Source organism: Anaeromyxobacter terrae, from assembly GCF_022690685.1.
GTDB lineage: Bacteria > Myxococcota > Myxococcia > Myxococcales > Anaeromyxobacteraceae > Anaeromyxobacter > Anaeromyxobacter terrae.
Genome location: NZ_JALCYY010000026.1, coordinates 56,617 through 78,045 on the forward strand (window position 1 = coordinate 56,617; position 21,429 = coordinate 78,045).

General features: G+C 70.3%; 19 protein-coding genes, 1 tRNA gene and 1 pseudogene. 5 read left to right on the forward strand and 16 right to left on the reverse strand.

The window, feature by feature from the left end:
* Positions 1-3: 3 nt before the first annotated feature.
* The 4 genes from MNY62_RS13295 to MNY62_RS13310 form a co-directional block, all read right to left on the reverse strand.
* Entirely contained in the window at positions 4-1,113 is a 1,110-nt protein-coding gene (locus tag MNY62_RS13295; protein WP_242344663.1) for an SIR2 family protein, read from the reverse strand.
* A gap of 1,198 nt (positions 1,114-2,311) precedes the next feature.
* Positions 2,312-5,434, reverse strand: a complete 3,123-nt coding sequence (locus MNY62_RS13300) for a DEAD/DEAH box helicase (protein WP_242344664.1) — start codon at positions 5,432-5,434, stop codon at positions 2,312-2,314.
* Complete coding sequence (locus tag MNY62_RS13305) at positions 5,424-6,218, reverse strand: Hachiman antiphage defense system protein HamA (protein ID WP_242344665.1); 795 nt, start codon at positions 6,216-6,218, stop codon at positions 5,424-5,426. Before MNY62_RS13305 ends, MNY62_RS13300 begins: the two co-directional genes overlap by 11 nt.
* 417 nt (positions 6,219-6,635) lie before the next feature.
* Positions 6,636-6,977, reverse strand: coding sequence for a hypothetical protein (locus MNY62_RS13310; protein WP_242344666.1), 342 nt, complete (start codon positions 6,975-6,977; stop codon positions 6,636-6,638).
* 63 nt (positions 6,978-7,040) lie between these two features.
* On the opposite strand from MNY62_RS13310, the pseudogene MNY62_RS13315 reads away from it, so the two are divergent.
* Positions 7,041-7,316 (forward strand): annotated as a pseudogene (locus MNY62_RS13315) (IS3 family transposase); the annotation flags it as partial.
* Positions 7,317-7,730: 414 nt separating this feature from the next.
* Positions 7,731-8,006 carry a hypothetical protein gene (locus MNY62_RS13320; protein ID WP_242344667.1) on the forward strand — a complete coding sequence of 92 codons (276 nt, stop codon included), beginning with the start codon at positions 7,731-7,733 and terminating at the stop codon, positions 8,004-8,006.
* A 337-nt stretch (positions 8,007-8,343) separates the two neighbouring features.
* Here the strand turns inward: MNY62_RS13320 and MNY62_RS13325 are convergent.
* Positions 8,344-8,418 (reverse strand) — tRNA-Gly (locus tag MNY62_RS13325).
* 118 nt (positions 8,419-8,536) lie between these two features.
* On the opposite strand from MNY62_RS13325, the gene MNY62_RS13330 reads away from it, so the two are divergent.
* A complete protein-coding gene (locus MNY62_RS13330; RefSeq protein WP_242344668.1) occupies positions 8,537-9,724 on the forward strand; it encodes a glycosyltransferase family 9 protein in 1,188 nt (395 codons plus the stop codon).
* Here MNY62_RS13330 and pgsA read toward each other — a convergent pair.
* From pgsA to MNY62_RS13345, 3 genes are read right to left on the reverse strand one after another with little or no spacing between them, the layout of a single operon-like run.
* Complete coding sequence (gene pgsA, locus MNY62_RS13335) at positions 9,622-10,347, reverse strand: CDP-diacylglycerol--glycerol-3-phosphate 3-phosphatidyltransferase (protein ID WP_242344669.1); 726 nt, start codon at positions 10,345-10,347, stop codon at positions 9,622-9,624. The two genes, MNY62_RS13330 and pgsA, sit on opposite strands and share 103 nt — an antisense overlap.
* Entirely contained in the window at positions 10,344-11,690 is a 1,347-nt protein-coding gene (locus tag MNY62_RS13340) for a tetratricopeptide repeat protein (RefSeq protein ID WP_242344670.1), read from the reverse strand. The genes pgsA and MNY62_RS13340 overlap by 4 nt, the downstream gene beginning before the upstream one ends.
* A 4-nt stretch (positions 11,691-11,694) precedes the next feature.
* Positions 11,695-12,324: a lytic transglycosylase domain-containing protein gene (locus tag MNY62_RS13345; protein ID WP_242344671.1), complete on the reverse strand. Its 630-nt coding sequence runs from the start codon at positions 12,322-12,324 to the stop codon at positions 11,695-11,697.
* 89 nt (positions 12,325-12,413) lie between these two features.
* Here MNY62_RS13345 and nadB point away from each other — a divergent pair, with 89 nt between their 5' ends.
* Entirely contained in the window at positions 12,414-14,021 is a 1,608-nt protein-coding gene (gene nadB / locus MNY62_RS13350; RefSeq protein WP_242344672.1) for an L-aspartate oxidase, read from the forward strand.
* 39 nt (positions 14,022-14,060) lie between these two features.
* On the opposite strand, the gene MNY62_RS13355 is transcribed toward nadB, so the two are convergent.
* The 8 genes from MNY62_RS13355 to MNY62_RS13390 form a co-directional block, all read right to left on the reverse strand.
* Positions 14,061-14,708: a hypothetical protein gene (locus MNY62_RS13355; RefSeq protein ID WP_242344673.1), complete on the reverse strand. Its 648-nt coding sequence runs from the start codon at positions 14,706-14,708 to the stop codon at positions 14,061-14,063.
* The gene (pyrE, locus tag MNY62_RS13360; RefSeq protein WP_242344674.1) at positions 14,705-15,265 is read right to left on the reverse strand and encodes an orotate phosphoribosyltransferase; all 561 of its coding nucleotides are present in this window, start codon (positions 15,263-15,265) and stop codon (positions 14,705-14,707) included. Before pyrE ends, MNY62_RS13355 begins: the two co-directional genes overlap by 4 nt.
* Positions 15,262-16,059 (reverse strand): ParB N-terminal domain-containing protein, encoded by a 798-nt coding sequence (locus tag MNY62_RS13365; RefSeq protein WP_242344675.1) that lies wholly within the window; start codon positions 16,057-16,059, stop codon positions 15,262-15,264. Before MNY62_RS13365 ends, pyrE begins: the two co-directional genes overlap by 4 nt.
* A gap of 18 nt (positions 16,060-16,077) precedes the next feature.
* A complete protein-coding gene (locus tag MNY62_RS13370; protein ID WP_242344680.1) occupies positions 16,078-16,617 on the reverse strand; it encodes a bactofilin family protein in 540 nt (179 codons plus the stop codon).
* Between the two features lie 2 nt (positions 16,618-16,619).
* The gene (locus MNY62_RS13375) at positions 16,620-16,988 is read right to left on the reverse strand and encodes a bactofilin family protein (protein ID WP_012098498.1); all 369 of its coding nucleotides are present in this window, start codon (positions 16,986-16,988) and stop codon (positions 16,620-16,622) included.
* 112 nt (positions 16,989-17,100) lie between these two features.
* Entirely contained in the window at positions 17,101-17,967 is an 867-nt protein-coding gene (locus tag MNY62_RS13380) for an alpha/beta hydrolase (RefSeq protein ID WP_242344676.1), read from the reverse strand.
* Between the two features lie 32 nt (positions 17,968-17,999).
* A complete protein-coding gene (locus tag MNY62_RS13385) occupies positions 18,000-19,943 on the reverse strand; it encodes a tetratricopeptide repeat protein (RefSeq protein ID WP_242344677.1) in 1,944 nt (647 codons plus the stop codon).
* Between the two features lie 60 nt (positions 19,944-20,003).
* Entirely contained in the window at positions 20,004-20,636 is a 633-nt protein-coding gene (locus MNY62_RS13390) for an excisionase family DNA-binding protein (RefSeq protein WP_242344678.1), read from the reverse strand.
* 29 nt (positions 20,637-20,665) lie between these two features.
* On the opposite strand from MNY62_RS13390, the gene MNY62_RS13395 reads away from it, so the two are divergent.
* Positions 20,666-21,429 (forward strand): carbon-nitrogen hydrolase family protein (locus tag MNY62_RS13395; protein ID WP_242344679.1); only part of this gene is annotated, 764 nt, incomplete at its 3' end.

The window sequence follows — 21,429 nt, forward strand, 5'->3', positions numbered from 1 at the left end:
AGCCTATGCTCCCTGAACAGACTCAAGTTCCAAGAGATCCTCTAAGTCACCCAGTGAATGCCCGAAACCACCTTGCAGATGAACGACGCGCTTCCGCATGACCGGGCTCAGCTGCGTTTGGAGTCGATCATGCGCCACCGAATCTGGGTTTATGACCACAATTCTGCGGATGCGGGTGTCTCCGGCGAGCCCGAGTCCCAAGAGGTACTGGAAGTAAAGGTCCGTCTCGGGGAAGGAATAGCCGATGAAGACGAGGTAGCGGGCCTCCGAGAGCGCATGCGCTGCTAGGCGCCACACGTTTCGAAGCAGTCTGTTGTCCGACTTGTTCCACGTTGGCGGCACGACGAGAGGCTCGTTGGGGAAGGTGGTGCGGCACTCTTCGTGGCGCAAATCCTGAAGCCGATCTCCGAGATCTAGCTCTACTTCAATCGGTCGGTCATCGAACCCCGGGCGGAAAGTGTAATTCTTGAAGTACGCCCCCAAGTCATATGAAGCGACGTAGGATTCACACTTTGGGCAGCTTCCCCAGTTCAACGAACCATGGAGTTTCAGAAGTGGGATCGCCCGCGCGTTGGGAGCACCTTCAGACAGGCCGTATGAGTACGCTACCTGGTGCCAGTGGAGCGCAAAGTCCAGAGCGAGATCGTAATTGAGAGTGATGATCGCCGGTCTTATTGGACGCTTGACCTCTGCGGGATTCCTCGCTTTCACCAACAGCTCTACGAACCTCGAGTATGACGGTGCCGGCGCAAGTTGGTTGTTGGAGAACCGGAGTCTGACGGTTGCCTGAAGCGTCCGTGCGATCACCCGCGTCATCGCACGTCGGGTCTCCATGATCCTCGCCGGCTCGTTGATGGAGCCAAGGCGTCCAATCATCGCGCCCATTTCGAACGCACTGAAGACCTTCTCAAGATCATAGGTGTCCAGAGCCATCTGCGCCTGGACGCTCTTCAACGCGGCGATGGACTCGAAGACTCGTTCGAAGTGTTCGACATCCGTTCCGGCCTTCCCTCGAAGCCTCAGCTCGTCAGCGACATCCAGGAAGTCCGCCATGAGCGGAGCGCCGCACTCCTTGGACGCCCCTGCGCCGAGAATGAAGACAGCATCAGCCATGATCGCCTCGCAGACCGAATCGTAGCGCGGGTTGTATCTAGCTACCCTACTTGCGCAGTACGACATGGTCGGATGCGGGCGCGGGATACCTCCCGGCCGCGTCCCCCGCCGGTGCACCATCACGACCACGGCAGTACGGCCGTTCCGCACGTCCGCCGGTCCCAGGAACTCCTCGAATGCCTATCAAGAAGTCCGCGCCCTACACCGTCACGGATCCTCAAGGACGCCTTCCGGCGTTCATGCAGTACCTCGACTCCCTCGTTGCTCGCGCGGTGAACGCCTCGCTCGGCCGCTTCAAGGGCTTCTGGGCGACCGACGGGAGCTACAGCGCGGTCGAACCCCTCGACGCCGCGGATGTCCTCGCGAAGACGGCGTACGTGCTCGCGAACCCCGTCGCCGCCGGGGCTCGTCCGGCGCGGCGCGCAGTGGCCGGGCCTCTGGACCGCTCCCGAGCAGATCGGGAACACCAAGCTCACGGCTCCCTGGCCGAAGATCTTCTTCGATCCCAAAGGCTACCTTCCAGACAAGCTGGAGCTCGAGCTGAGTTGCCCTGCAGGCTTCGCCTCCGTCGCAGAGTTCCGGGCGCTGCTCTCGGCCGCGCTGCAGGATCTCGAGCAGAGGCACCAGCAGGAGCTCGCCGCCCAGGGCCGGCGGTTCCTCGGCGTCCCTCGGGTGCTGGCGCAGAACCCCTTCGCGCGTCCGCCCGCCGGCGAGCCCCGCTTCGAGAGCTCAAGCCGGATTGCGGCGCGCGACAAATGGAGGAGGATCGAAGGCCTCCTCCGCCTGAAGTCCTTCGTACACGAGTACCGGCTGGCCTTGGCCAGGTGGAGCTCGGGCGCACGGAGCGTGGTCTTCCCCGCCGCACCTACCTCCTGCGCGTCCTCCACGGCGTCCAGTGCCCTGGCGCAGCGTAGAACCCTCCCGCTCCCCCTTCATCCCCTCAGCTCTGTCCGTTCCATGTGCGCTTCGCTTGGCGGCGGTGTGCGCGAAACCGGCAGTTCCCGCTTACGCGACGCGCCCACAGCGCGTCGAATGCCCCTCGCAGGGACGTGGTTCTCCAGTTACTCGCGGTCCTCTACGCCCGACTCGCGAATCGAACGCCTCTCCCGCCCTGCTCCGCCCTGTCTGTCGCGGCTCGGTTACTCCCGGTCGGGGCCCCGGCATGCACGTGAACCGCCCTTACCCACGGGCGGGTGCACTAAAGACCGCGCAGGACCTCTCGTTCCAGGATCTGGCTGAAGTAAAGGGGATACGACCTCACTGTCGCCTCGGCGTCGCGGGCTTTCGACCGAAGCGCCGCCATGGACTCTGCCGGGTCGCCCTCTTCTCCGATCAGGGCCGCCAACTCCGTCGCCAGAACCCGATCCGCGAAGCCTGCTTCGTAGATGGTCACAGCCGTTGGGGATCCCAAGCCGTACCTCATCCGCTTTTGAAGCTCCTGGAGGATTGCGACCGTCTCCTCCACGTCCTCGTACGCGGTCCCTACGATCTCGGCGATCCCTCCGACGAGAAGCGCCCCGTCGAAGCCCAAGACGTTCTCGCCCATGTCAACGACGAGATCGATGTTCGGCCTACGTGCGCGGGGTCCTGTCCCGATACGAACACCCGCGCGTCCGGCACCATCCAGCAGGTCGGAAAATGCTCTCCCGTTCACCCATCCCCGCGCGAACTCCTCCACTGCTGTTCCCGGAGTCCATTTCCTGAACCCCTCATCCCGCACCCGAGTGGCCAGAAGCGGCCAGCAGACCGCCAAGGCCTCATCGGCGCTTTCGCAGGCCCGCAGTCCGTCTATGTTGCTCGCAACCCAAGCCTCGATGGCCATCGCGTCGGCTAGACCATACAGCATCCGGCCGAATGCACTTCGCTTAGGAACATCAGTCGCGCGCGCGGCAACGTTGGCAGCCAGCTTCCCGAATAGCTTCTTCAACTGAGAGCGCTGCTCGGCCGACGCGAGGTGGTAGGCGAGGGTCCTCTCGGACAGCGCCGTTGCCTCCTCTACTGCCTTCGCCTCCTCAGCGGTCGGCCAGTGAGCCAACAGGAAACTCTCGACAGAAGCGAGGATCTCCCGTCGCCGCGACAACTGACGCCGAAGGCCCTCTCGGCTGAACCACTTCCTCTCAAGTGCTTTCGCCGCCTCTTCGATCCATGCTCCGTCACCCTGCGCGTCCGCCACGTAGGCATCAACGATCATGAGCGGATCCACCTTTAGCGATACTCGCGCACCATCGCTCTGAAATGGCCCCAACGCGGACAGCAGCGTGCTTGCACAGGGCTCCGCATTGCTTACTTGAAGCAGTGCCTTGAACTCCTGCCAATCACTATCTTTCGCCGCGCGCTCGTCATAGATCGACGGGTCCGCAAAGAGGATGCTGCCCTCGGTGTGCATCCCCGACCGCCCCGCCCGGCCGATAAGGTTGTGAAAATCGCGCACCTTGATCTTCTCGCCACCCTGCCGAGTAGTCGTTACTACCAGATACCTGATCGGGAGGTTCACGCCTTGGGCGAGCGTCGAGGTACACACAACGAAGCGCGCCAATCCTTCCTTCATCGCATACTCTACGGCTAGGCGCACACCGTGCGGAGTGTTGCCGTAATGAGTCAATACTCCGATCTTGGCAGCTCGCGTCGCGGGGGCTTGGCCCCCAAGATGCCGCTCATAAAGGCGTGCGATACGCGCGACCTCGTCCGCGTTGGACGCTGCGAGAGGCGGCTCCATCGCGACCTGCCGATCGAACGCATCCAAGACTACGTCTGACATGGTTGCGACGGAGTCTTTCCTGCCGCAGAAGACCGCGACGGCTCCGTTTCGCACCAGCTTCAGCGCCAGGTATAGCCCTACCGACCGCCCGTCCCCCTTCGTGGGGAACGTTCGCTGCTTCGTCTCCTTTCCCCTCAGTTGAAGCGGAAGGGAGCGGATAACTCGCGGGACGAAATATTCCTCGTTATCGGGGTTATCCGCTTCGACGAACTGCAGCTGCCCCATTGCCGGCTGCCAGCTCGCAAACGCCACCGACCGCTCTGTAGGAAGCAGGTGGCTGCCAGACACAACTACACCGCCATCCCCGTTGAGCCACCGCCCTATCTCGCCGCCGTTGCTGATCACGGCAGAGATCAAGACCTTCTGAGCACCTGCTGGCACCAGTTGCTTCAGGGACGTAAGAAGCAATTCGTACGTCACACCCCGCACACCGGCGTCGAATTGGTGTCCCTCGTCGAGCACAAGAACGCCGATGCGCGCCGCCAGCTCGGGGTCGTGCCTAAGAACGTAGACAAGCTTCTCAGGTGTCACAACGATGACGCCTCGTTCGCTCACCAGGTCCGCGACGGCAAAGTCGGCCTGGAAGACATCCGACAACTCGTTGATGCGAACGTCCTCTGCAGCGAAAGCGCGACTCAGGTTGTCACGGATCTCGTGACACAGTGCTCGGAACGGTGCCACCACGACTGCGAGCTGCGCGCGACCACTCAAGAACGCGCTGCGGATGACAAGCTCCGTCGCACGGCTCTTGCCCGCGCTTGTTGGCATCTGCACAACCGCCGACTTGCCCGAGAAGATCCCCTCCTTCCCGAGCAAACGCTGGGCGGGCCACAGTTCTCGAACGAAAGACCTCTTTGCCAGGGCTACGTTCCAGGCGTCCCTGGGTAGTTGCGAGAAGACGGGCAGGCATTTGATCGCCGACGTGTCTACCCTTTTCATAGCTACAGCCCGAATCGTGTCCGCCACCAGCAATTCGCGAGGCGTCCCCCCCTCATACGCCATCTGCCTCAGTGACTTCGCAGCAGCCGCTACCTCATCTTCGCCGGACTGAGCGGCGAAGAAGCGAGAGACTGTTCTCGCCACCGCTTGAGCGGGAATCGTGTACGGCCCCTCTGGCACATCCATGGCTTCACCGAAGTTCCCGCGTAGCAGCCACGTCAACAGGACCTCTAGCCCAGAACCGCCGATCGCGATCCCAGGATAGGGGATTTCCGACACCAAGACGCTCGATGTTCCCGGCAGGTCACTCAGGTAGTAGGCCGAGGCAGCCAAGAGCCCCAGATGTACATCCGGCACGCCCGCCAGATGCGAACGACGGTAGGCGTCGAAGTACCGCGCAGAAAATCGAGCCGACGCCGCCAGGTTTGCAGTGTGTGACGAGTCGATTTCTCCTGGCCCCACATTCGCAGCCAGATCTCCAAGCATGCCTACGGCAAGGCGGAGGAGCCGCGATGGATCCCGGTGGATCGCGATATGTTCTGCCTCTGGAAGCCCGTACTCGTACATCTTGGATTTTGACTGAGTCACTGCGAGCAGCGTCCGCGAGCGCTGGTCAGGCTTCATCGGCAGCCCTCCTGTAAAGCTCGTGAACGAGGTCCATCAGATCAATCCCGTTAATGACCATCAGGACGAGATTGGCGGTTTTGGGATGCGCTGAAGCGTTCACCTCCGCAACCTCAGCTGCCGGGACGGCGGCACAAGAGACAACCGCAGCGGCTCCGTACACCTCGCGGTAGGGGCGATCTTCTAGGTTCTGAAAGCGTTCAACCCGCTTGGCGTCTGCCTTTCGCAGCCCGTCAAGAAGACGCTGCTTGATCGCGTTGAGGCTCTCGGCCTTCCTCATCTCGTCCTTCGCCGAGTCTTCGATCGCGTCCTTGAGCCGCACAACTGCCTTCGATCCCAGACTGGCCTTCGACTCGAAGACCGCCAGCGTGTCCTTCGCGTCGTCTCCTTCCTTTCCGACGCACAAGAAGCCGATGATGTCGCTTCCCTTGGTCGATTCATTCCGAACCGTCTTGTTGTTGTAGCGCGTCCTCGGGACCCAGAACCCGAGCGCAAATTCGACATAATCGGCAACAAGAACCTCGGCGAAGTCACCTGACCGGATACTTGGCCCAGGAGGATCGAACTGGTCTGGGAACTTTATCTTGCGCAGGTACTCCGCCCGGCTGAGTCCCGTGCCATCCCGAAGTGCATCAATTTGCCCATCGTCGCAGTACTGACTCCTGAAGTGTTTCGCCCACGCGCGAAGAACGACTTCGTCCTTCTGGTGGCGAAGCTCAAGCACCTGCACGTTCCTTCCGTCGGCCGTCTTGAGCGGCGTACTGGGATCGACGAGCCACGCCAAGTGGGGCGGCGAAGGCATCACGGCTCCCCCCACACCAGCGAACTGCACGCCTCCGAAATCGCGAGGGCAGCTATTTCCCAGGGGCGGACACACGACCTGACGGCGAAAGGTGCCATGAGGTCTTCATCCTAGCTTTGTTGTGGGCCCGTATGGCGCGGATCCTTGCTCGGCCACCCTGAGCCGGGAGTGACCTTGTTCACCGAGACGAATGCCCGGTCTAGCGAACGCCCCGGGAGCGGATGCGACGACACGGAGGCGCCCCCGACCGAGAATACCGCGCCACGGACAGTCCGCCCACGGTGCGGCCGTTCTCTTCGGACGGCGAAACCCGTTGACCGTGCGTAAGAGCGAGTTTCTGCACGCCCGACTCGCGAATCGACCGCCTCTCCCGCCCTGCTCCGCACTGTCTGTCGCGGGTTACTCCAGGTCGGGGTCCCGTGCGGGGAGAAGAAACCCCAACGCGGGGCGCGCACGTTCAAAGGCCTCTCTCACCTTCGAGAGATGGGGTGTCGGCGTCGCCGGCGCGGCCTTAGAGCCGATCCAGAATCGGCTGTTGTCGTTCCACGGTTCCCAAGCAACGAACTTCGTACCGTCGAGCTCGAACTCGCAGAACTCCTCGGCCCGCTCCCTGAAGCTCAGGATCCTTGCGTTCGGGATCCGGAGCACGACGCGGCGAACGCCTCGCCGGCCAAGCATGACGTTGCTGACCTCGAACGCGAATACGCGTCCTTCTGAATCATGGAGGTCGTGCACTCTCATGGCGCGATTTCACCAGAACGGCGGATAGCCGTCACGCTAGCAGGGGAGGAGACACTTGGTGTCGGCGCCATCGAGGACGGGCGCGCGCACTGCGCCGACTTCTTCGGCTGGTACAACACCGAGCACCGCCACGGGGGGCTCGGGCTGGTGACCCCGCACGACGTCCACCACGGCCTCGCTGCCGCCCGCCTCCGGGCGCGCAACGTGGTCCTCGCGGCCGCCTTCGCCGCCCGGCCCGAGCGGTTCCCCGCCGGCGCGCCGTCGGCCGGCGCGGTGCCGAGCGAGGTCTGGATCAACGAGCCGCAGCAGGCTTCACCGACAGAGGAGGCGCGTCAGTAGACTTACCTGCACGCTGTCTCATTCACGTTGACAGGCTCCGCTGCTCGGAAAGCCGGCGCTGGCCCTCTTCGCGCGTCACGAGGCGATCTTACGGGAGCCCTGCGCATGTGGCCAGCCACGCGGACCCATTGCGGTCAGGAGAGGAGGCCACCGGTACCATTCGCGGGGCGAGGCCAAGGCCGGCTCCCGCGGTCCCAGGATTCGAGCCAGCAGACCTGCGCCGCGCGAGGCCCTCCCTTCATCAACTTCGGTGATCAGCCGCTCGAACTCCGACTCCATCCCCGGCATCGGCCTCGCGAGCGGATTCCAGTCGAGCCCCATGATCGAAGTGTACGCCGTAGCAGGCTGATGCTGCTGGTTTCATCCGTCTGGGTTCTTGTTGGCGAATGTCGAAGGCTGAGGCAGACGTTCCGCATGGAGCGGCCCCTCCTCGTCACCTTCCTCAAGTCCGAGGCGACGCGGAGCGGGCTGGACCTCACGGCGCATGTGACGCGCATCCTCGACGGCACCAGTACCTGGTTCGGCTTGCCCGCCGCGGCGACGACGCTCCTCGAGGCGGACCGCGAGGCGCTCGAGCTCGAGCGGCACGAGTACCTCCTCCACCTCCTGTACCAGCGGAGGCTCGAGCTTCGCGGGAAGGGCCCCGGCTTCGACGCACCGAGCATGGGCAAGGAGCGGAAGAAGAAGTGACGACTTGAGCGGCCCGTGGGCGCGGCCGCGGGCAGGTGCACCGTCGATCCGCATCGGTCGGGACGCCCTGTTACGCTAGATGGAGGGCAACGGCAGTCCTGCGCTCGAGAAAACCGATGAGCGTCAGGCTGCGGAAGTGGACGACCAAGGCAGGCAAGGCGCTGGAGCGCTGGACCATCGACGTGAAGGTGGCGCTGCCGGGGGAGCGGCCCCGGCGGATCCGCTACTTCTCGCCGGTGAACACGCCACGGCGCGGAGCGAGCGACGCCCGAGGGGCACGTGTGGGGCACATGGGCGTCAGAAAAAGAAAAAGCCCCCGGCGAACCGGGGGCTTAACTGGAGCGGGAAAAGGGATTTGAACCCTCGACCCTCGCCTTGGCAAGGCGATGCTCTACCACTGAGCTATTCCCGCAGAATCCGTGCGAAGGACGCCGGTTATAGAGGCGCTCCGGGATGGTGTCAAGGGTCCATCTCGCGGGCGGCGGGGGGAGCGCCGGAGCCCGCCGGTGCTAACATCCGCGGCCCTCGTGATGACCCGGAACGCCCCCAAGGACCCGCCCTCCTCCGCCCTCACAAGACTCCGCGAGGCCTCCCGCAAGAGCGCCGAGGCGAGGCGGCTCCGCGCGCGCGTGGGCGGCGGGAAGAGCCGCGGCGCGGCGGGGAACGCGCTCCGCGCGCTGGGCCGCGCCCTCGTCCTCGGCCTCGCGAACGTCCTCTGGCCGCGCCCGCGCGCGGCGGTGCCGCCGCTCTCCTCGATCCGCAAGGTCCTCGTCATCCGCGTGGACGAGCGGGTCGGGAACCAGCTCCTCACCACGCCGCTCCTCCGCGCGCTGAAGCTCGGGCTGCCCCGCGCCGAGCTCCACCTCCTCGCGCCGCGGCAGGGCCACCTCGTCGGCTCGCCGCACGTGGACCGGGCGATCCTCTGGCAGAAGCGGGACGCCTTGCGCGCGCCCGCGCGGTTCCTCCGCCTCGTGCGCGCGCTCCGGCGCGAGCGCTACGACCTCGTCGTCGAGGCGGGCCACTGGTCGGCCTTCTCTCTCACCGCGGCGCTCCTCGCGCGCGTCGTGGGCGGGCGCGCCGGCGTCAGCGTGGGCCACGCCCGCGGCGACTCGGCCCGCTTCCTCTCCCACCCCGTCCCGCACGATCCGGCGAACGGCGTCGAGGTCCCCGCCAAGCTGGAGCTCCTCCAGCCGCTCGGCCTCCCGGCGAGCGGGCTCGAGCTCGACACCTCGCTCGGCGCAGACCTCGGCCCGGCCGACGCCCTGCTCGAGCGCGCCGGGCTCGCGGGCCGGCGGTTCGCGCTCCTCAACCCCGGCGCGCGGCTCGCCGACCGGCGCTGGCCGCCGGAGGCCTACGCCGCGGTCGCGCGGGGCCTCGCGGCCCGCGGGCTCGCGGTGCTCGTCGTGTGGGGCCCGGGCGAGGAGCCGCTCGCGCGCGCCATCGCGGAGGGCTCGGGCGCGACGCTCGCGCCGCCGACCGATCTCGCGCTCCTCGCGGCGCTGATGCGCCGCGCGCGGCTCGTCGTCTCGAACAACTCGGGCCCGATGCACCTCGGCGTCGCCGTGCGGACGCCCACCGTCGGCGTCTTCTTCCGCGGCGACTCCGCGCGCTGGGGTCACCTCGTGCCGGGCTTCGCCGCCGCCGAGGTGCGCGCCGAGTCCGAGTCGGACGCCGTGCTCGCCGCCTGCGACCGGCTGCTCCCCGCGTCGCGCGAATAGCCGGCCGCGCGATCGCGACCGTCGAGGCGCGCGGGCGTGCGGTAGACCGCCTCGATGAAGCCCGTGAAGTACTTCAGCGCCGACCAGACCGAGAAGAAGAGCGAGATGTAGAGGAGCCACGTCCCGACGCGGTTCGCGTCGAGGTCGAACGAGAAGAAGTAGGCGTCGATCGGGTAGGTGTAGTGGAGCAGCAGGAAGGTGATCGAGGCGACCTGGAACGCGGTCTTGTGCTTCCCCTCCTGCCCGGCCGCGATGACGATCCCCTCGCTCATCGCGATGGTGCGCAGGCCCGTCACGATGAACTCGCGGGCCATCACGACGATCACCACCCAGGCGGAGACGCGCCCGAGGTGGACGAGCATCACGAGCGCCGCCATCACGATGAGCTTGTCGGCGAGCGGATCGAGGAACTTCCCGATCACCGTGACGAGGTTCTTCTTGCGCGCGAGCCAGCCGTCGAGGAAGTCGGTCGCGCCGGTCACCGCGTAGACGACGCACGCGATGAAGCTGTCGACGCGCGACTCGTGGAAGGTGAACCAGAGGAACACCGGGATCATCGCGATCCGCGTGAGCGTGATCGCGTTCGGCGCGTTCAGGAACTCCCGCGCGAGCGAGCGGCTCACGGCGCGCCCCCACCCTCCGCGATCGCGTCGGGATCGGCGAGCGCCCGGCCCTCGCCGGTGAGCTCCACCGCGAGCGGGGCGCCCTCGGCGTCCTCGGCGAGGGGTCCGAGCCGCGGCGTGAGCGCGCCGGTCCAGCCGACGAGCGCCGCGAGCGGGAGCCGGAGCGGCGCACCCGGCGCGACGTCGATGGCGACGGGGGCGCCGCGCGAAGCGACGAGCAGCGCGCCGTGGCCGCGGATGTGGACGAGGTTCAGCTCGCCCGCGGACGACGGCACCCGCCCGTTCTCGAACGCGATGCCAGCGTCGAGCCCGCACACCGCGTCCTCGCGGAAGTAGGCGGCCTCGCCGCCGAGCTCGAGCGCGGTGAGGCGGCGGTCGCCGGCGCGGAGGAGGAGCACGCCCTCCCCGCTCGCGTGGTGCATGCGCGCCGCGCCCTCGCCGAAGGGCGTCTCGGTCGCGCGCCCGCGGAAGCGCTTCACGTCGCCGGCGAGCGCGACCTGCCCGCGGACGGCGAACAGCCCCTCCAGCCGCACGCGCAGCTCGCCGCGCACCGCGACCGCGAGGACGCCGTCCTGCACCGTGAACGGCGAGGCCCCGTCCGGCGCGACGACGCGCGATGCAGCCCAGCCGGCGAGAGACGCGGGGGGCCCGGCCGGCGAGGGGGACTCGGGAGGAGGAGCGGGCTCGACCGGCGCGGGCGCCGCGACGCTCGCGTCGGCCACGGGGACCGGGGCGGCGGGGGGGGGCTCCGCGACCGGCACCGGCGTCGCGAGCGGCTCGAGCTGCTCCGGCGCCGTCACGTCGCCCGGAGCGCCCTCGTCGCCGGCGGCCGCGGACGGCGCGTCGTCCTCCGCGGCGGCGTCGCCGGCGAGGAGCGCGTCGCAGCGCGCGATCATGTGCTCGGCGCCGGTGCGCTCGAACCAGGCGCGCGCGGCGGCGGGGTCGCCGCCCTCGAGCAGCGCCAGGCCGAGGTAGCCCATCGCCTTGCGGTGATCGGGGTTGAGATCGAGGGCGATCTGGAGCTGCCGGGCGGCGTCGGCGTGGCGCTTCGCCTTGAGGCGGGCGAGCCCGAGGTTGACGCGCGCCGCGGGCTCGACCGGGCTCTCGTCCACGAGCACCTGCCACACGTCGCCCGCGTCCTCGAACCGGCCGAGCCGGTAGTACGCCTGGCCGAGGAGCCCGAGCACCTTCACGTCCTTCGGGCGCAGCGTGCGCGCCCGCTCGAGCGCCGCGCGCGCGCCGTCCGCGTCGCCGGCGCCGATGAGCTCGGTGCCGCGCGTCAGGTGGAACAGGAACTCCTCGTCGAGCCCCTCGACCTCGTGGGTGCCGCCGCGCCTGGCCAAAGCTTCACTTCCCGGCCTTGTAGGCCTCGTACAGGGCGACGACCTTGCGGACGTACTCGCGCGTCTCCGGGATGTTCGGGACGTCGCCGCCTGCGCGGCGGACCGCCTCCGGCCCGGCGTTGTACGCCGCGAGCGTCTTCACGAGATCGCCCTGGTACTGGTTCGCGAGGATGCGCAGGTAGCGCGCCCCGCCGTCGATGTTCTGGCTGGGGTCCCACGCGTCGGAGACGTACATGTCCTTCGCCGTCCCCGGCATGAGCTGCATGAGCCCCATCGCGCCCTTCTCGGACACCGCGCGGTGATCGAAGTTCGACTCGACCGACATGACCGCGAGGAGCAGCGCCTCGGGCAGCGCGTAGCGCGCCGCCGCCGAGGCGACATGGGCGCGCCACTGCGTGTAGCGATCGGCAGAGGCGGCGACGGGGCGCGCGCGCGCCTGCGGCCCGGAGCGGTAGACGCCGCCGCCGCTCCGCGTGCGGTTCACGCGGCGGTAGCGCGGATCGTTCGGGGCGTTCGAGAAGTGCACGACCCCGTCCCCATCGACGTACGAGTAGACGTCTCCACCTGACGCGAGCGCGGGCGCGCAGAGGAGCCCCACGAGGGCGAGGCCGACGAGGGAGCGAGGGCGGAGCATTCGGTGGGAAAAACCTACCAAGAGCACGTCCGGACGGACAACTTTATTCCCCCACCGGCACGCACACACATGCGCTACACAATGACACCATGAATGCCCTCTCCGAGCGCGAGCACGTAGACTTTCTCGTCCTGGGCGGCGGCGTCGCCGGCCTGACCTTCGCCCTCGAGGCCGCGAGTCACGGATCGGTGCTGGTCCTCACGAAGCGGCAGCGCTCGGAGGGCTCCACGCAGTACGCCCAGGGCGGCGTCGCCTCGGTGCTCGGGCCCGACGACGACTTCGACCTGCACATCCAGGACACCCTCGTCGCGGGCGCCGGGCTCTGCCGGCGAGAGGCGGTGGAGGTCACGGTCCGCGAAGGCCCCGATCGCATCCGCTGGCTCATGTCGCTCGGCGTGGAGCTCGATCGGGAGGCCCCGGATCGGCTCCACCTGACGCGTGAGGGCGGCCACTCGCGCCGGCGCGTCGCCCACGCGAAGGACACGACCGGCCGCGAGATCGAGCGCGCGCTCCTCGCCGCCTGCGACGCGCGCGGGATCCGCATCGAGGAGGACCACCTCGCGGTCGATCTCGTGACGAGCGGCAAGGCCGGGATCGGCGGCCCGAGCCGCGTGCTCGGCGCGTACGTGCTCCACCGCGACACGGGCGTCGTCTCCACGATCTCGGCGGGAGCGACCATCCTCGCCACCGGCGGCTCGGGGAAGGTCTACCTCTACACCTCGAACCCGGACGTCGCGACGGGCGACGGCGTCGCGATGGCCTACCGCGCGGGCGCCACCGTCGCGAACATGGAGTTCTTCCAGTTCCACCCGACCTGCCTCTTCCACCCGCAGGCGAAGAGCTTCCTCATCAGCGAGGCGCTCCGCGGCGAGGGCGGCATCCTCCGCAACGCGGCGGGCGAGGCGTTCATGGTGCGCTACGACCCGCGCAAGGAGCTCGCGCCGCGGGACGTGGTCGCGCGCTCCATCGACGCCGAGATGAAGAAGCGTGGCGACGACTGCGCGTTCCTCGACATGACGCACCTGCCGAAGAGCTTCCTCCTCGAGCACTTCCCGCACATCTACGCGACGTGCAAGGAGTTCGGCATCGACATGGCCGCGCAGCCGATCCCGGTGGTCCCGGCCGCGCACTACCAGTGCGGCGGCGTCGTCACGGACCTCGTCGGTCGCACCTCCATCCCGCGCCTCTACGCGATCGGCGAGGTCTCCTGCACCGGCCTCCACGGCGCGAACCGGCTCGCCTCGAACTCGCTGCTCGAGGGGCTCGTGTTCGGCCGGCGCGCGGCGCTGCGCGCGGCGGACGAGCTCTCCGAGGGGAGCGGGCCGCCGCCGCACATCCCGGACTGGAACCCGGGCGCGGCGCTCGCGCCCGAGGAGGGCGTGGTCGTCGCGCACAACTGGGACGAGCTGCGGCGCGTGATGTGGAACTACGTCGGCATCGTCCGCACGCAGAAGCGGCTCGAGCGCGCGCGCACCCGCATCTCCATGCTGCGGAACGAGATCCGCGACTATTACTGGCAGTACAACCTCACGCCGGACCTCGTCGAGCTCCGCAACCTCGCCGACGTCGGCATGCTCATCGTCGAGTGCGCCCGCCAGCGCAAGGAGTCGCGCGGCCTGCACTACATCCTCGACTACCCGAAGAGCGACGATCGCTGGCTGCGCGACACGCTCATCACGCGCGGCGATCTCGAGTAGCCGGGCCCCTCGGGCGGAGGCCGGGCTCGGGCCGCGCGATCAGCGCCCCTCGGGCGGCGACGGCTGGATGCGCGGCGTGGGGATCGGCGGCGAGGTGTAGTCGAGCTCGAGCACGCCGAGCGCGCTCGCGATCTCGAGCACGTAGCCCTCGTCGGCGAGCGGACCCTCCCGCGGGACCGGGAAGCGCACCCGGTAGACCGTGTCGAACGGGCCCACCCAGGGGAACAGGCCGCGCAGCTCGTCGTCGTCGTCGGCGATCCGCGCGCCCACGCTCACGAGCTCGCCCGCCTCGTTCTTCACCGCGAGGTGCCAGATGCTCTTCGGCGCGTCGAGGTCGTTCGCCTTGGACGCGGACGTGTAGAAGACGATGAGGAACTCCTCCCCGGCCGCCGCCTCCGCGCGTTCCGTCGCGAGCCGCTGCTCGAGCTCCTGGGCCGTCCAGCCCTTCCACTCGGCGAGGCGGCGCGCCCGCGCCTCGCGCACCGGGAGGGACAGGTGGGTCGCGGTCGCGGTCGCGCGGTGATCCAGGCCGTCGTACAGCAGGTCGCGGCGGGTGGCGTTGTCGCGCCTCTCCGCCCACTCGCCCTGGTCCGTGCGGGGATACGGGGTGCGCGAGCGGATCGTGCAGGCGGCGCCCGCCAGGAGCGCGAGCCCCAGCACGGCGCGGACCAGCGCGGCGCGCGTCATCCGAGGAAGTCCTGCCGCGTGAAGAGCGCCTGGAGCGGCACGCCCTGCGCCTCGATGGCCTCGCGGCCGCCCTCCATCCGGTCGACGAGCGCGAGGCACGCCACCGGCTCGAGCTTCTCGGCCCGGCAGCGCTCGATCGCCTTGAGCGCGCTGCCGCCGGTCGTCACCACGTCCTCGATCACGACGACGCGGCTGCCGTCCGGGATCGTCTTGCGGCCCTCGATCCACTGGCCGGTGCCGTGCCCCTTCGGCTCCTTGCGCACGATGAAGGAGTCGACCGGAGCGCCCTCCAGGAAGCTCGTGAGCGCGATGGCGCTCGCGATGGGGTCGGCGCCGAGGGTGAGGCCGCCGACGCCGCGCACGAGCGGCTGGATGCGGCGCACGCGGTCGAACAGGAGCCGCCCGACGAGGACGTGTCCCTCCGCGGTGAGCGTCGTGCGCTTGCAGTCCACGTAGAAGTCGCTCTCCTTGCCGGAGGCGAGGATCACCTTCCGGCGCTCGAAGGAGAGCTCGCGCAGGAGCTCGAGGAGCCGTGCGCGGTCGGTGTCGAGGCTCATTCTTCCTCTCCCTCGAGGTGGGGCAGGAGCGCCGCCACCCAGCGGGCCTGCGCCAGGATCTGGCGGCGGCCCTCGGGCGGCAAGTCTGCCCATGCGCCCGCGGCGAGCGCGAGATCCTGGTTGAGCTCCCAGAAGCGACGCGCCACGTCCTGGGCGAGCTCGTCCGGGGTGACCTCCACGGGGCCCTCCGGCGCAACCTCGCGCTCCGCGTCGTCGGCCTCGAGCTCGCGCTCGAGCGCGGCGTCCTCGTCGGCCGGCGCCGCCGCGGCAGCGGCCGCTTCGGTCGTGGCCGCGGGGGCGGGCGCACCCGCCTCGAGGAACGCGAAGAAGCGCTCGCGCAGCTCCGGCTCGAGCGGCGCGCGCACGCGCGCCTCGTCCACGAGCTCGTCCGCCCAGGGCGCGGCGCCCGTCTCGGCGAGCCGCTCCCGCAGGGCGCGCAGGGCCTCGCCGTCGAGCGGCTCGGTGAGCAGGGCCTGCCCGAGCGCGATCCCCCAGGCGTCCTCGTCGGAGAGCCGCTCGTGGACGCGCGCGAGCACCCGCTCGCGCATGAGCATCCGGAGCGCCGCGAGACGCCGGAAGCCGGCGACCACCTGGTAGCGGCCGGGCGTCGCCGGATCGGGCCGGAGCTCGATGGGCGAGAGCTGGCCGAGCCGGCCGATCGAGGCCGCGAGATGCGAGACGTCGCCCTCCGGGCGCACCCGGAACGTCGCGTCGTCGGCGACGGCGGCGAGGGTCACGAACGCGACGGCGCCCGTCGCATGGGCGGGCGCCGTCGGGCGCGGCTCGAGCTCCACGGCGAGCCCCCGAGACCGCTACTTCCGCTTCACGATCACCTTGCGCTTCACCGCGCCCATCGCGACGGGCGCAGGGGGCACCGGCGGCTTCGGCGCGGCGACGGCCACGGTCTTCTCCTCGACCTTGCGCTCGACCGGGGCCGGGCGAGGCGCCGGACGGAGCGCCGGACGGGAAGGCAGCGGGGCCGGGCGCGAGATGACGGCGCGCGTCTCGCGCTCCGCCTCCACGTCCACCTCGCCCATGTCGATGCGGCCGCGGAAGCTCGCGCCGTCGACGATGATCACGCGCGGCGAGCTGATGTCGCCGACCATCCGGCCTTCCCGGGTGATCTCGACGGACTCGCTCGCCGTCACGTTGCCGACGATGGCGCCGGAGATGATGCAGTTCCTGACCTGGACCTCGGCCTTCACGACGCCGGTCGGCTCGACCACGAGGGTCTTCGTGAGGGTGAGCGTGCCCTCGACGCGGCCGCGGACCGTGAGGTCCTCGTCGCCGTTGAGGGAGCCGCTGATGAGGATGGACTCGCCGATGATGGTGCTGCCGTCGATGGTCGCCACGGTCACTTCCCCTTCGTTTCCTTGACGTCCATGTCGACGTTGCCCTTGAAGAGGGCGCCGTCGGCGATGAGGATGCGCGGAGCGCGGATGTCGCCCACGACCTTGCAGTCGGCCTTCAGCTCGACCTTGTCGCTCGCCGCGATGTTGCCCGTCACCTGGCCCGACACCTCGACGTTCGCCGTCTCGATGTCTGCCTCGATGACGCCCGAGCCCTCGACATAGAGGCTCTCGCGCAGGCTGATGCGGCCCTTGACGGTGCCCTGGATGACGAGGTCCTCGTCGCCCGAGATCTCGCCGTCGATCACGATCGAGCTTCCGATCACCGTGTGTGCGCCGCTGCGCGGCGCCGGGACCTTCTCGATGCCAGCCATTTTCAGACGTCCTCCGGGAGCTTCACGTCCGTCGCGCGGACCCGCGTGGAGTGAAAGACCGGGGCAGGATAGAGGGCCTTTCCAGGGGGCGTCAACCCGCCTGAACGCCTCTTCACTTGGCGTGGGAGGTGAGCCACGCGATCGCCTCGGCGATGGGCCGATCGCGCTCCACCTCGTTGAAGATCTCGTGTCGGAACCCGTCGTACACCACGAGCCGCTTGTCGCCGGACCGCGCCGCGTCCACGAACGCGCGCGCGGCGGCCACGTCGGCGATGCGGTCGGCGCCGGCGGCGAGGACGAGCAGCGGCGCCTCGAAGCGCGGCGCGCCCCGCAGCACGGCGGCCTGCGCCCGGGTCGACTCCGCGAACCAGCGGGGCGTCGTCGCCCGGCCGTAGAGCGGGTCGTGATCGGTCCAGCGCTGTAGCTCGAGGTCCGAGGTGAGATCGGCGACGTCGAGCCCGGCCGACATCCGCAGCCGGGGAACGACCCGCCCGGCGAGCTTCGCGGCGAGGACCTTCACGGCGGGCGGCCGGAACGCGAGGCGGAAGTACGGCGACGACAGCACGAACCCGTCCACCGCGCGCCCGTGGGCGAGCCCCCAGGCGGCGGCGACGAGCGCCCCCTGGCTGTGCGCCAGGACGAACAGCTTCCCGGCGACGCCGTCCGCCCGGAGCTTCGCGACGAACGCGTCGAGGTCGGCGACGTAGTCGCCGAAGGAGTCGACGTGCCAGCGCTGGCCGTCGGACTGGCCGTGGCCGCGGAGGTCGACGAGCGCCGCCTGGAAGCCTGCGCGGACGAGCGCGGTGGTGACGGCCGGGTAGCGGCCGGAGTGATCGCCGGCGCCGTGGAGCACCACGACCGTCGCGCGAGGCGACGGGGGCGTGAAGCGCTGCCAGAAGAGGCGGAGGTGGTCCGCCGAGTTGAGGAAGCCCTCCTCGTGGCGCGCCTCCGCCTCGGAGGGAAAGGAGGGGACCGGCATCCGCCGGACGCTAACGGCGGGCCGCCACGGGGTCAAGGCGTCGAGGGGGAGCGCGCGGTCGCGGCGAGCTCGCGCAGCTTCCGCTCGATCCCGGCCCTGCGCACGGCGTCCGCCTTGCCCTCGTCGTCGTCGTCCGGGTCCGTGCCGAGCGCGCGGCGGTACGCCCGCGCGGCGTCTGCCGTGCGCGCGAGCGCACCGTAGGCGTCGCCGAGGTGCTCGAGGATCACCGCGTCCGGCCCGGCGAGCGCGTCGGCCTGCTCGAGGAGCTCCGCCGCGCGCGCGTACTCGCCCCGACGGAAGAGCACCCAGCCGAGCGAGTCGAGCACGTGGCCCGAGCGCGGCCGGAGCTCGAGGGCGCGGCGCAGGAGCCGCTCCGCCTCGTCGAGCCGGGCGCCGCGCTCCGCGAAGGCGTAGCCGATGAAGTTCAGCGCCTCGGCGTGGTCGGGGTGGAGCGCGAGGAGCGCCTGCATCTGGGCCACGGCCGCGTCGGGCTGGCCCGCGCGGTGGTACGTCGCGCCGAGCGCGTAGAGCAGCGCCTCCTCCCGCGGCGAGTCCGCGAGCGCGGCGCGCAGCACCGTGACCGCCTCCTGCGGCCGGCCCGCGCCGACGAGCGCGTGCGCGAGCGCCGCGGTGAGGTCGGCGACGTCCGCCCGCGCCGCTTCCCCTCCCCGCGCCTTCTCGGCCGCGGCCGCGCGCAGGAGCGCGATCTCGTCCGCGCGCCGCCCGGCGCGGGCGAGCACCGCCGCCCGCGCGAGGAGGAGCCGGACCTCACCCGGGAAGGCGCGGAGCGGCGCCGCGAGCGCGCGCTCCGCCTCGGCGTGCCGCCCCGCGTGGGACAGCGCGTCCGCGAGGGCGGCGCGCGCCGGCACCCAGCTCGCCCCGGCGCTCGGCGCCACGGCCTCGAGCGCCGCGGCGGCCTCGCCGAAGCGCCGCAGCTCGCGCAGCGCGAGTCCCTCGGCGAAGCGGAGCCGCCCGTCCGGGCCGGACTCGCGGATCCCATCGCGCGCGGCGGCGAGCGCCTCCCCGGGATGGCCGGCGTCGAGCCACTCGAAGGCGATCCGAAGCTGCGGCTCGATGCCGTCGCCGGTGGCGCGGGCGTAGCGCTCGAACCACTCGCGCGCCCGCTCGAGCTCGCCCTCCTGCGCCGCGAGCCTCCCCAGCGCGGCGAGCGTCGCGGCGTCGTCCGGCTCACGCCTCAGGATCTCGAGCCTGTCGTCGCGCGCCTCGGCCGGACGGCCGAGGGCGTCGTGGGCCGCCGCGAGCAGGCGGAGGGACTCGAGCTCGCCCGGCTCGAGCTCCGCGGCGCGCCGCAGGTGGCGCTCGGCGGGCCCCGCCTGCTCCCGGTCGAGCAGCGTCCGGCCGAGCTCGCGGAAGCCCGCGCTGGCGTCGCCCGGCGCGCGCTCCGCGAGGTCCTCGAGCGTCCGGGCGGCGGCCTCGGCGTCGCCCGCGTCGAGGTAGAGATCCGAGAGGAGCCGCCACGGCGTCGGGTCGACGCGCCCGCCGCCCGCGGCGAGCGCCGCCTCGACCCGGATCGCCTGGCGCAGCGCGAGCGTCGCCTCCTCGAGCCGGTCGCGCGCGACGGCGAGCCGGGCGAGGACGACGTGCGCCTCGGAGGCGGTGCGGCCGGCACCCCGTGCGAGCTCGACGGCCGCTCGCGCCTCCACCTCCGCGGCGTCGAGCCGCTCGAGCTCGAGGAGCGCGCCGGCGAGCGACACGCGCAGCTCCGGGCTCGCGGCGTCGTAGGCCACCGCGAGCTGCAGCGCGTCGACCGCCCCCTGCGCGTCGCCGGCGCGCAGGCGCCGGTGTGCCTCCAGGTAGGAGGCGATGGCGCGCGCCGAGGCCCAGCGCCGGCCCCGGCCCGCCTCCGAGGCCTCCGCGCGTCCGTCGCGCGGCGTGGCACCGGCGGACGCCGGACGGGCGGGGCCCGCCGTCGCGAGCACGGCGGCGACGAGGGCAAGGCGAGCGGCGGCGGGCATGACCGGGGAGCAGGCGAGGGAGGGGTCCGGGGCCGAGCATAGCGACGCCCCCCTGGCGCATCAATCGGGGCGTCGCCGCGGGCTGCGCCGGGTTCGGGTGGAGGTGGGGAGGCTCCCGCCATCGGCGCCGCGCCTCCCCCCAGGCGAGAGCGCGCTCGCGACGGCCCCCTCGAGCGCGCGGTCGGCGGGCGGAGCCGCGATGACCTCGGCGCAGCCCGCCTCGCGCAGCGACGCGAGCCAGTCGGGGTGGCCGACCGCCACGATCGGCGTCGCGCCCAGCTCGCGATCGGAGCGCAGCGTCCGCAGCACCTCGCCGCCATCCTCGGCAGGCGCGTGGATGACGAACACGTCGGGCGTGAACCGCGCCGCGGCCGCGCCGGCCGCGAACCCCGGCGAGGCCTGGTCCACCGCGTAGCCGGCCGCCGCGAGCTGTCGCGCCGTCCCCTCGCGCGCCGGCCCGGGCTCGGCGATGACGAGCGCCTTGCGCCGGGCGTGCGCCGCGTCGTCGAGATCCGCGGGCAGCGGCATGCCGTGGCGGACCATGAACGTCGCGAGGTCCTCGCGGGCGATGCGCCGGTGTCCACCCGGAGTGCGGTGCGCCTTGAGCCGGCGCGCCTTGATCCAGTTCACCACCGTCGGGAGCGAGACGCCGAGGAGGCGGGCGGCCTCGAACGTCGTGTAGTAGCGGTTCATCGCGCGTCGAACATGGTAAGGAGATCGACATGGCGCCGTCCGCTTACCTCATGGGCGCGGTCCAGATGACCTCCACCGCCGATCGGGCGCGCAACCTGGAGGTCGCGGTCCGCCTGATCGAAGACGCGGCCGAGCTGGGCGCGCGGCTCGTCGCCCTGCCCGAGAACTTCTCGTACATGGGCCCCGAAGAGGGGCGAATCGCCGGCGCCGAGCCGCTTGAGGGGCCCACGCTCGGCGCTTTGCGCGAGCTGGCCAGGCGGCGCGGGATCTTCATCGTCGCGGGCTCCATCTCCGAGAAGGTGGACGACCCCCGGCGCACGGCGAACACCTCGGCGCTCATCGCCGACGACGGGCAGATCGTCGCCGCCTACCGCAAGATCCACCTCTTCGACGTGAACATCCCCGACGGCGCGCGCTACGCGGAGTCGGAGGGCGTCGTCCCGGGCGACAAGGTCGTCATCGCGCCCACCCCGCTCGGACGGATCGGCCTCACCATCTGCTACGACCTGCGCTTCCCGGAGCTGTACCGGAAGCTCGCCAGCCTCGGCGCGGAGGTGATCACCATCCCCGCGGCGTTCACGCTCTTCACCGGCAAGGACCACTGGGAGGTGCTCGTCCGCGCCCGCGCGATCGAGAACCTCGCCTACGTCGTCGCGCCGGCGCAGGTGGGCCGTCACTCGGCGAACCGCCAGACCTTCGGGAACGCGATGATCGTCGACCCCTGGGGCGTCGTGCTCGCGCGCTGCCCCGACGGCGAGGGCGTGTGCGTCGCGCCGTTCCGGCGCGACCGGCT

Excerpts from the sequence above, each read along its gene's own strand:
- MNY62_RS13295 (WP_242344663.1), bottom strand. The coding sequence starts at position 1,113 with ATGGCTGATGCTGTCTTCATTCTCGGCGCAGGGGCGTCCAAGGAGTGC.
- MNY62_RS13300 (WP_242344664.1), bottom strand. The coding sequence starts at position 5,434 with ATGAAGCCTGACCAGCGCTCGCGGACGCTGCTCGCAGTGACTCAGTCA.
- MNY62_RS13310 (WP_242344666.1), bottom strand. The coding sequence starts at position 6,977 with ATGAGAGTGCACGACCTCCATGATTCAGAAGGACGCGTATTCGCGTTC.
- MNY62_RS13320 (WP_242344667.1), top strand. The coding sequence starts at position 7,731 with ATGGAGCGGCCCCTCCTCGTCACCTTCCTCAAGTCCGAGGCGACGCGG.
- MNY62_RS13330 (WP_242344668.1), top strand. The coding sequence starts at position 8,537 with ATGACCCGGAACGCCCCCAAGGACCCGCCCTCCTCCGCCCTCACAAGA.
- MNY62_RS13345 (WP_242344671.1), bottom strand. The coding sequence starts at position 12,324 with ATGCTCCGCCCTCGCTCCCTCGTCGGCCTCGCCCTCGTGGGGCTCCTC.
- nadB (WP_242344672.1), top strand. The coding sequence starts at position 12,414 with ATGAATGCCCTCTCCGAGCGCGAGCACGTAGACTTTCTCGTCCTGGGC.
- MNY62_RS13355 (WP_242344673.1), bottom strand. The coding sequence starts at position 14,708 with ATGACGCGCGCCGCGCTGGTCCGCGCCGTGCTGGGGCTCGCGCTCCTG.
- pyrE (WP_242344674.1), bottom strand. The coding sequence starts at position 15,265 with ATGAGCCTCGACACCGACCGCGCACGGCTCCTCGAGCTCCTGCGCGAG.
- MNY62_RS13375 (WP_012098498.1), bottom strand. The coding sequence starts at position 16,988 with ATGGCTGGCATCGAGAAGGTCCCGGCGCCGCGCAGCGGCGCACACACG.
- MNY62_RS13380 (WP_242344676.1), bottom strand. The coding sequence starts at position 17,967 with ATGCCGGTCCCCTCCTTTCCCTCCGAGGCGGAGGCGCGCCACGAGGAG.
- MNY62_RS13385 (WP_242344677.1), bottom strand. The coding sequence starts at position 19,943 with ATGCCCGCCGCCGCTCGCCTTGCCCTCGTCGCCGCCGTGCTCGCGACG.
- MNY62_RS13390 (WP_242344678.1), bottom strand. The coding sequence starts at position 20,636 with ATGAACCGCTACTACACGACGTTCGAGGCCGCCCGCCTCCTCGGCGTC.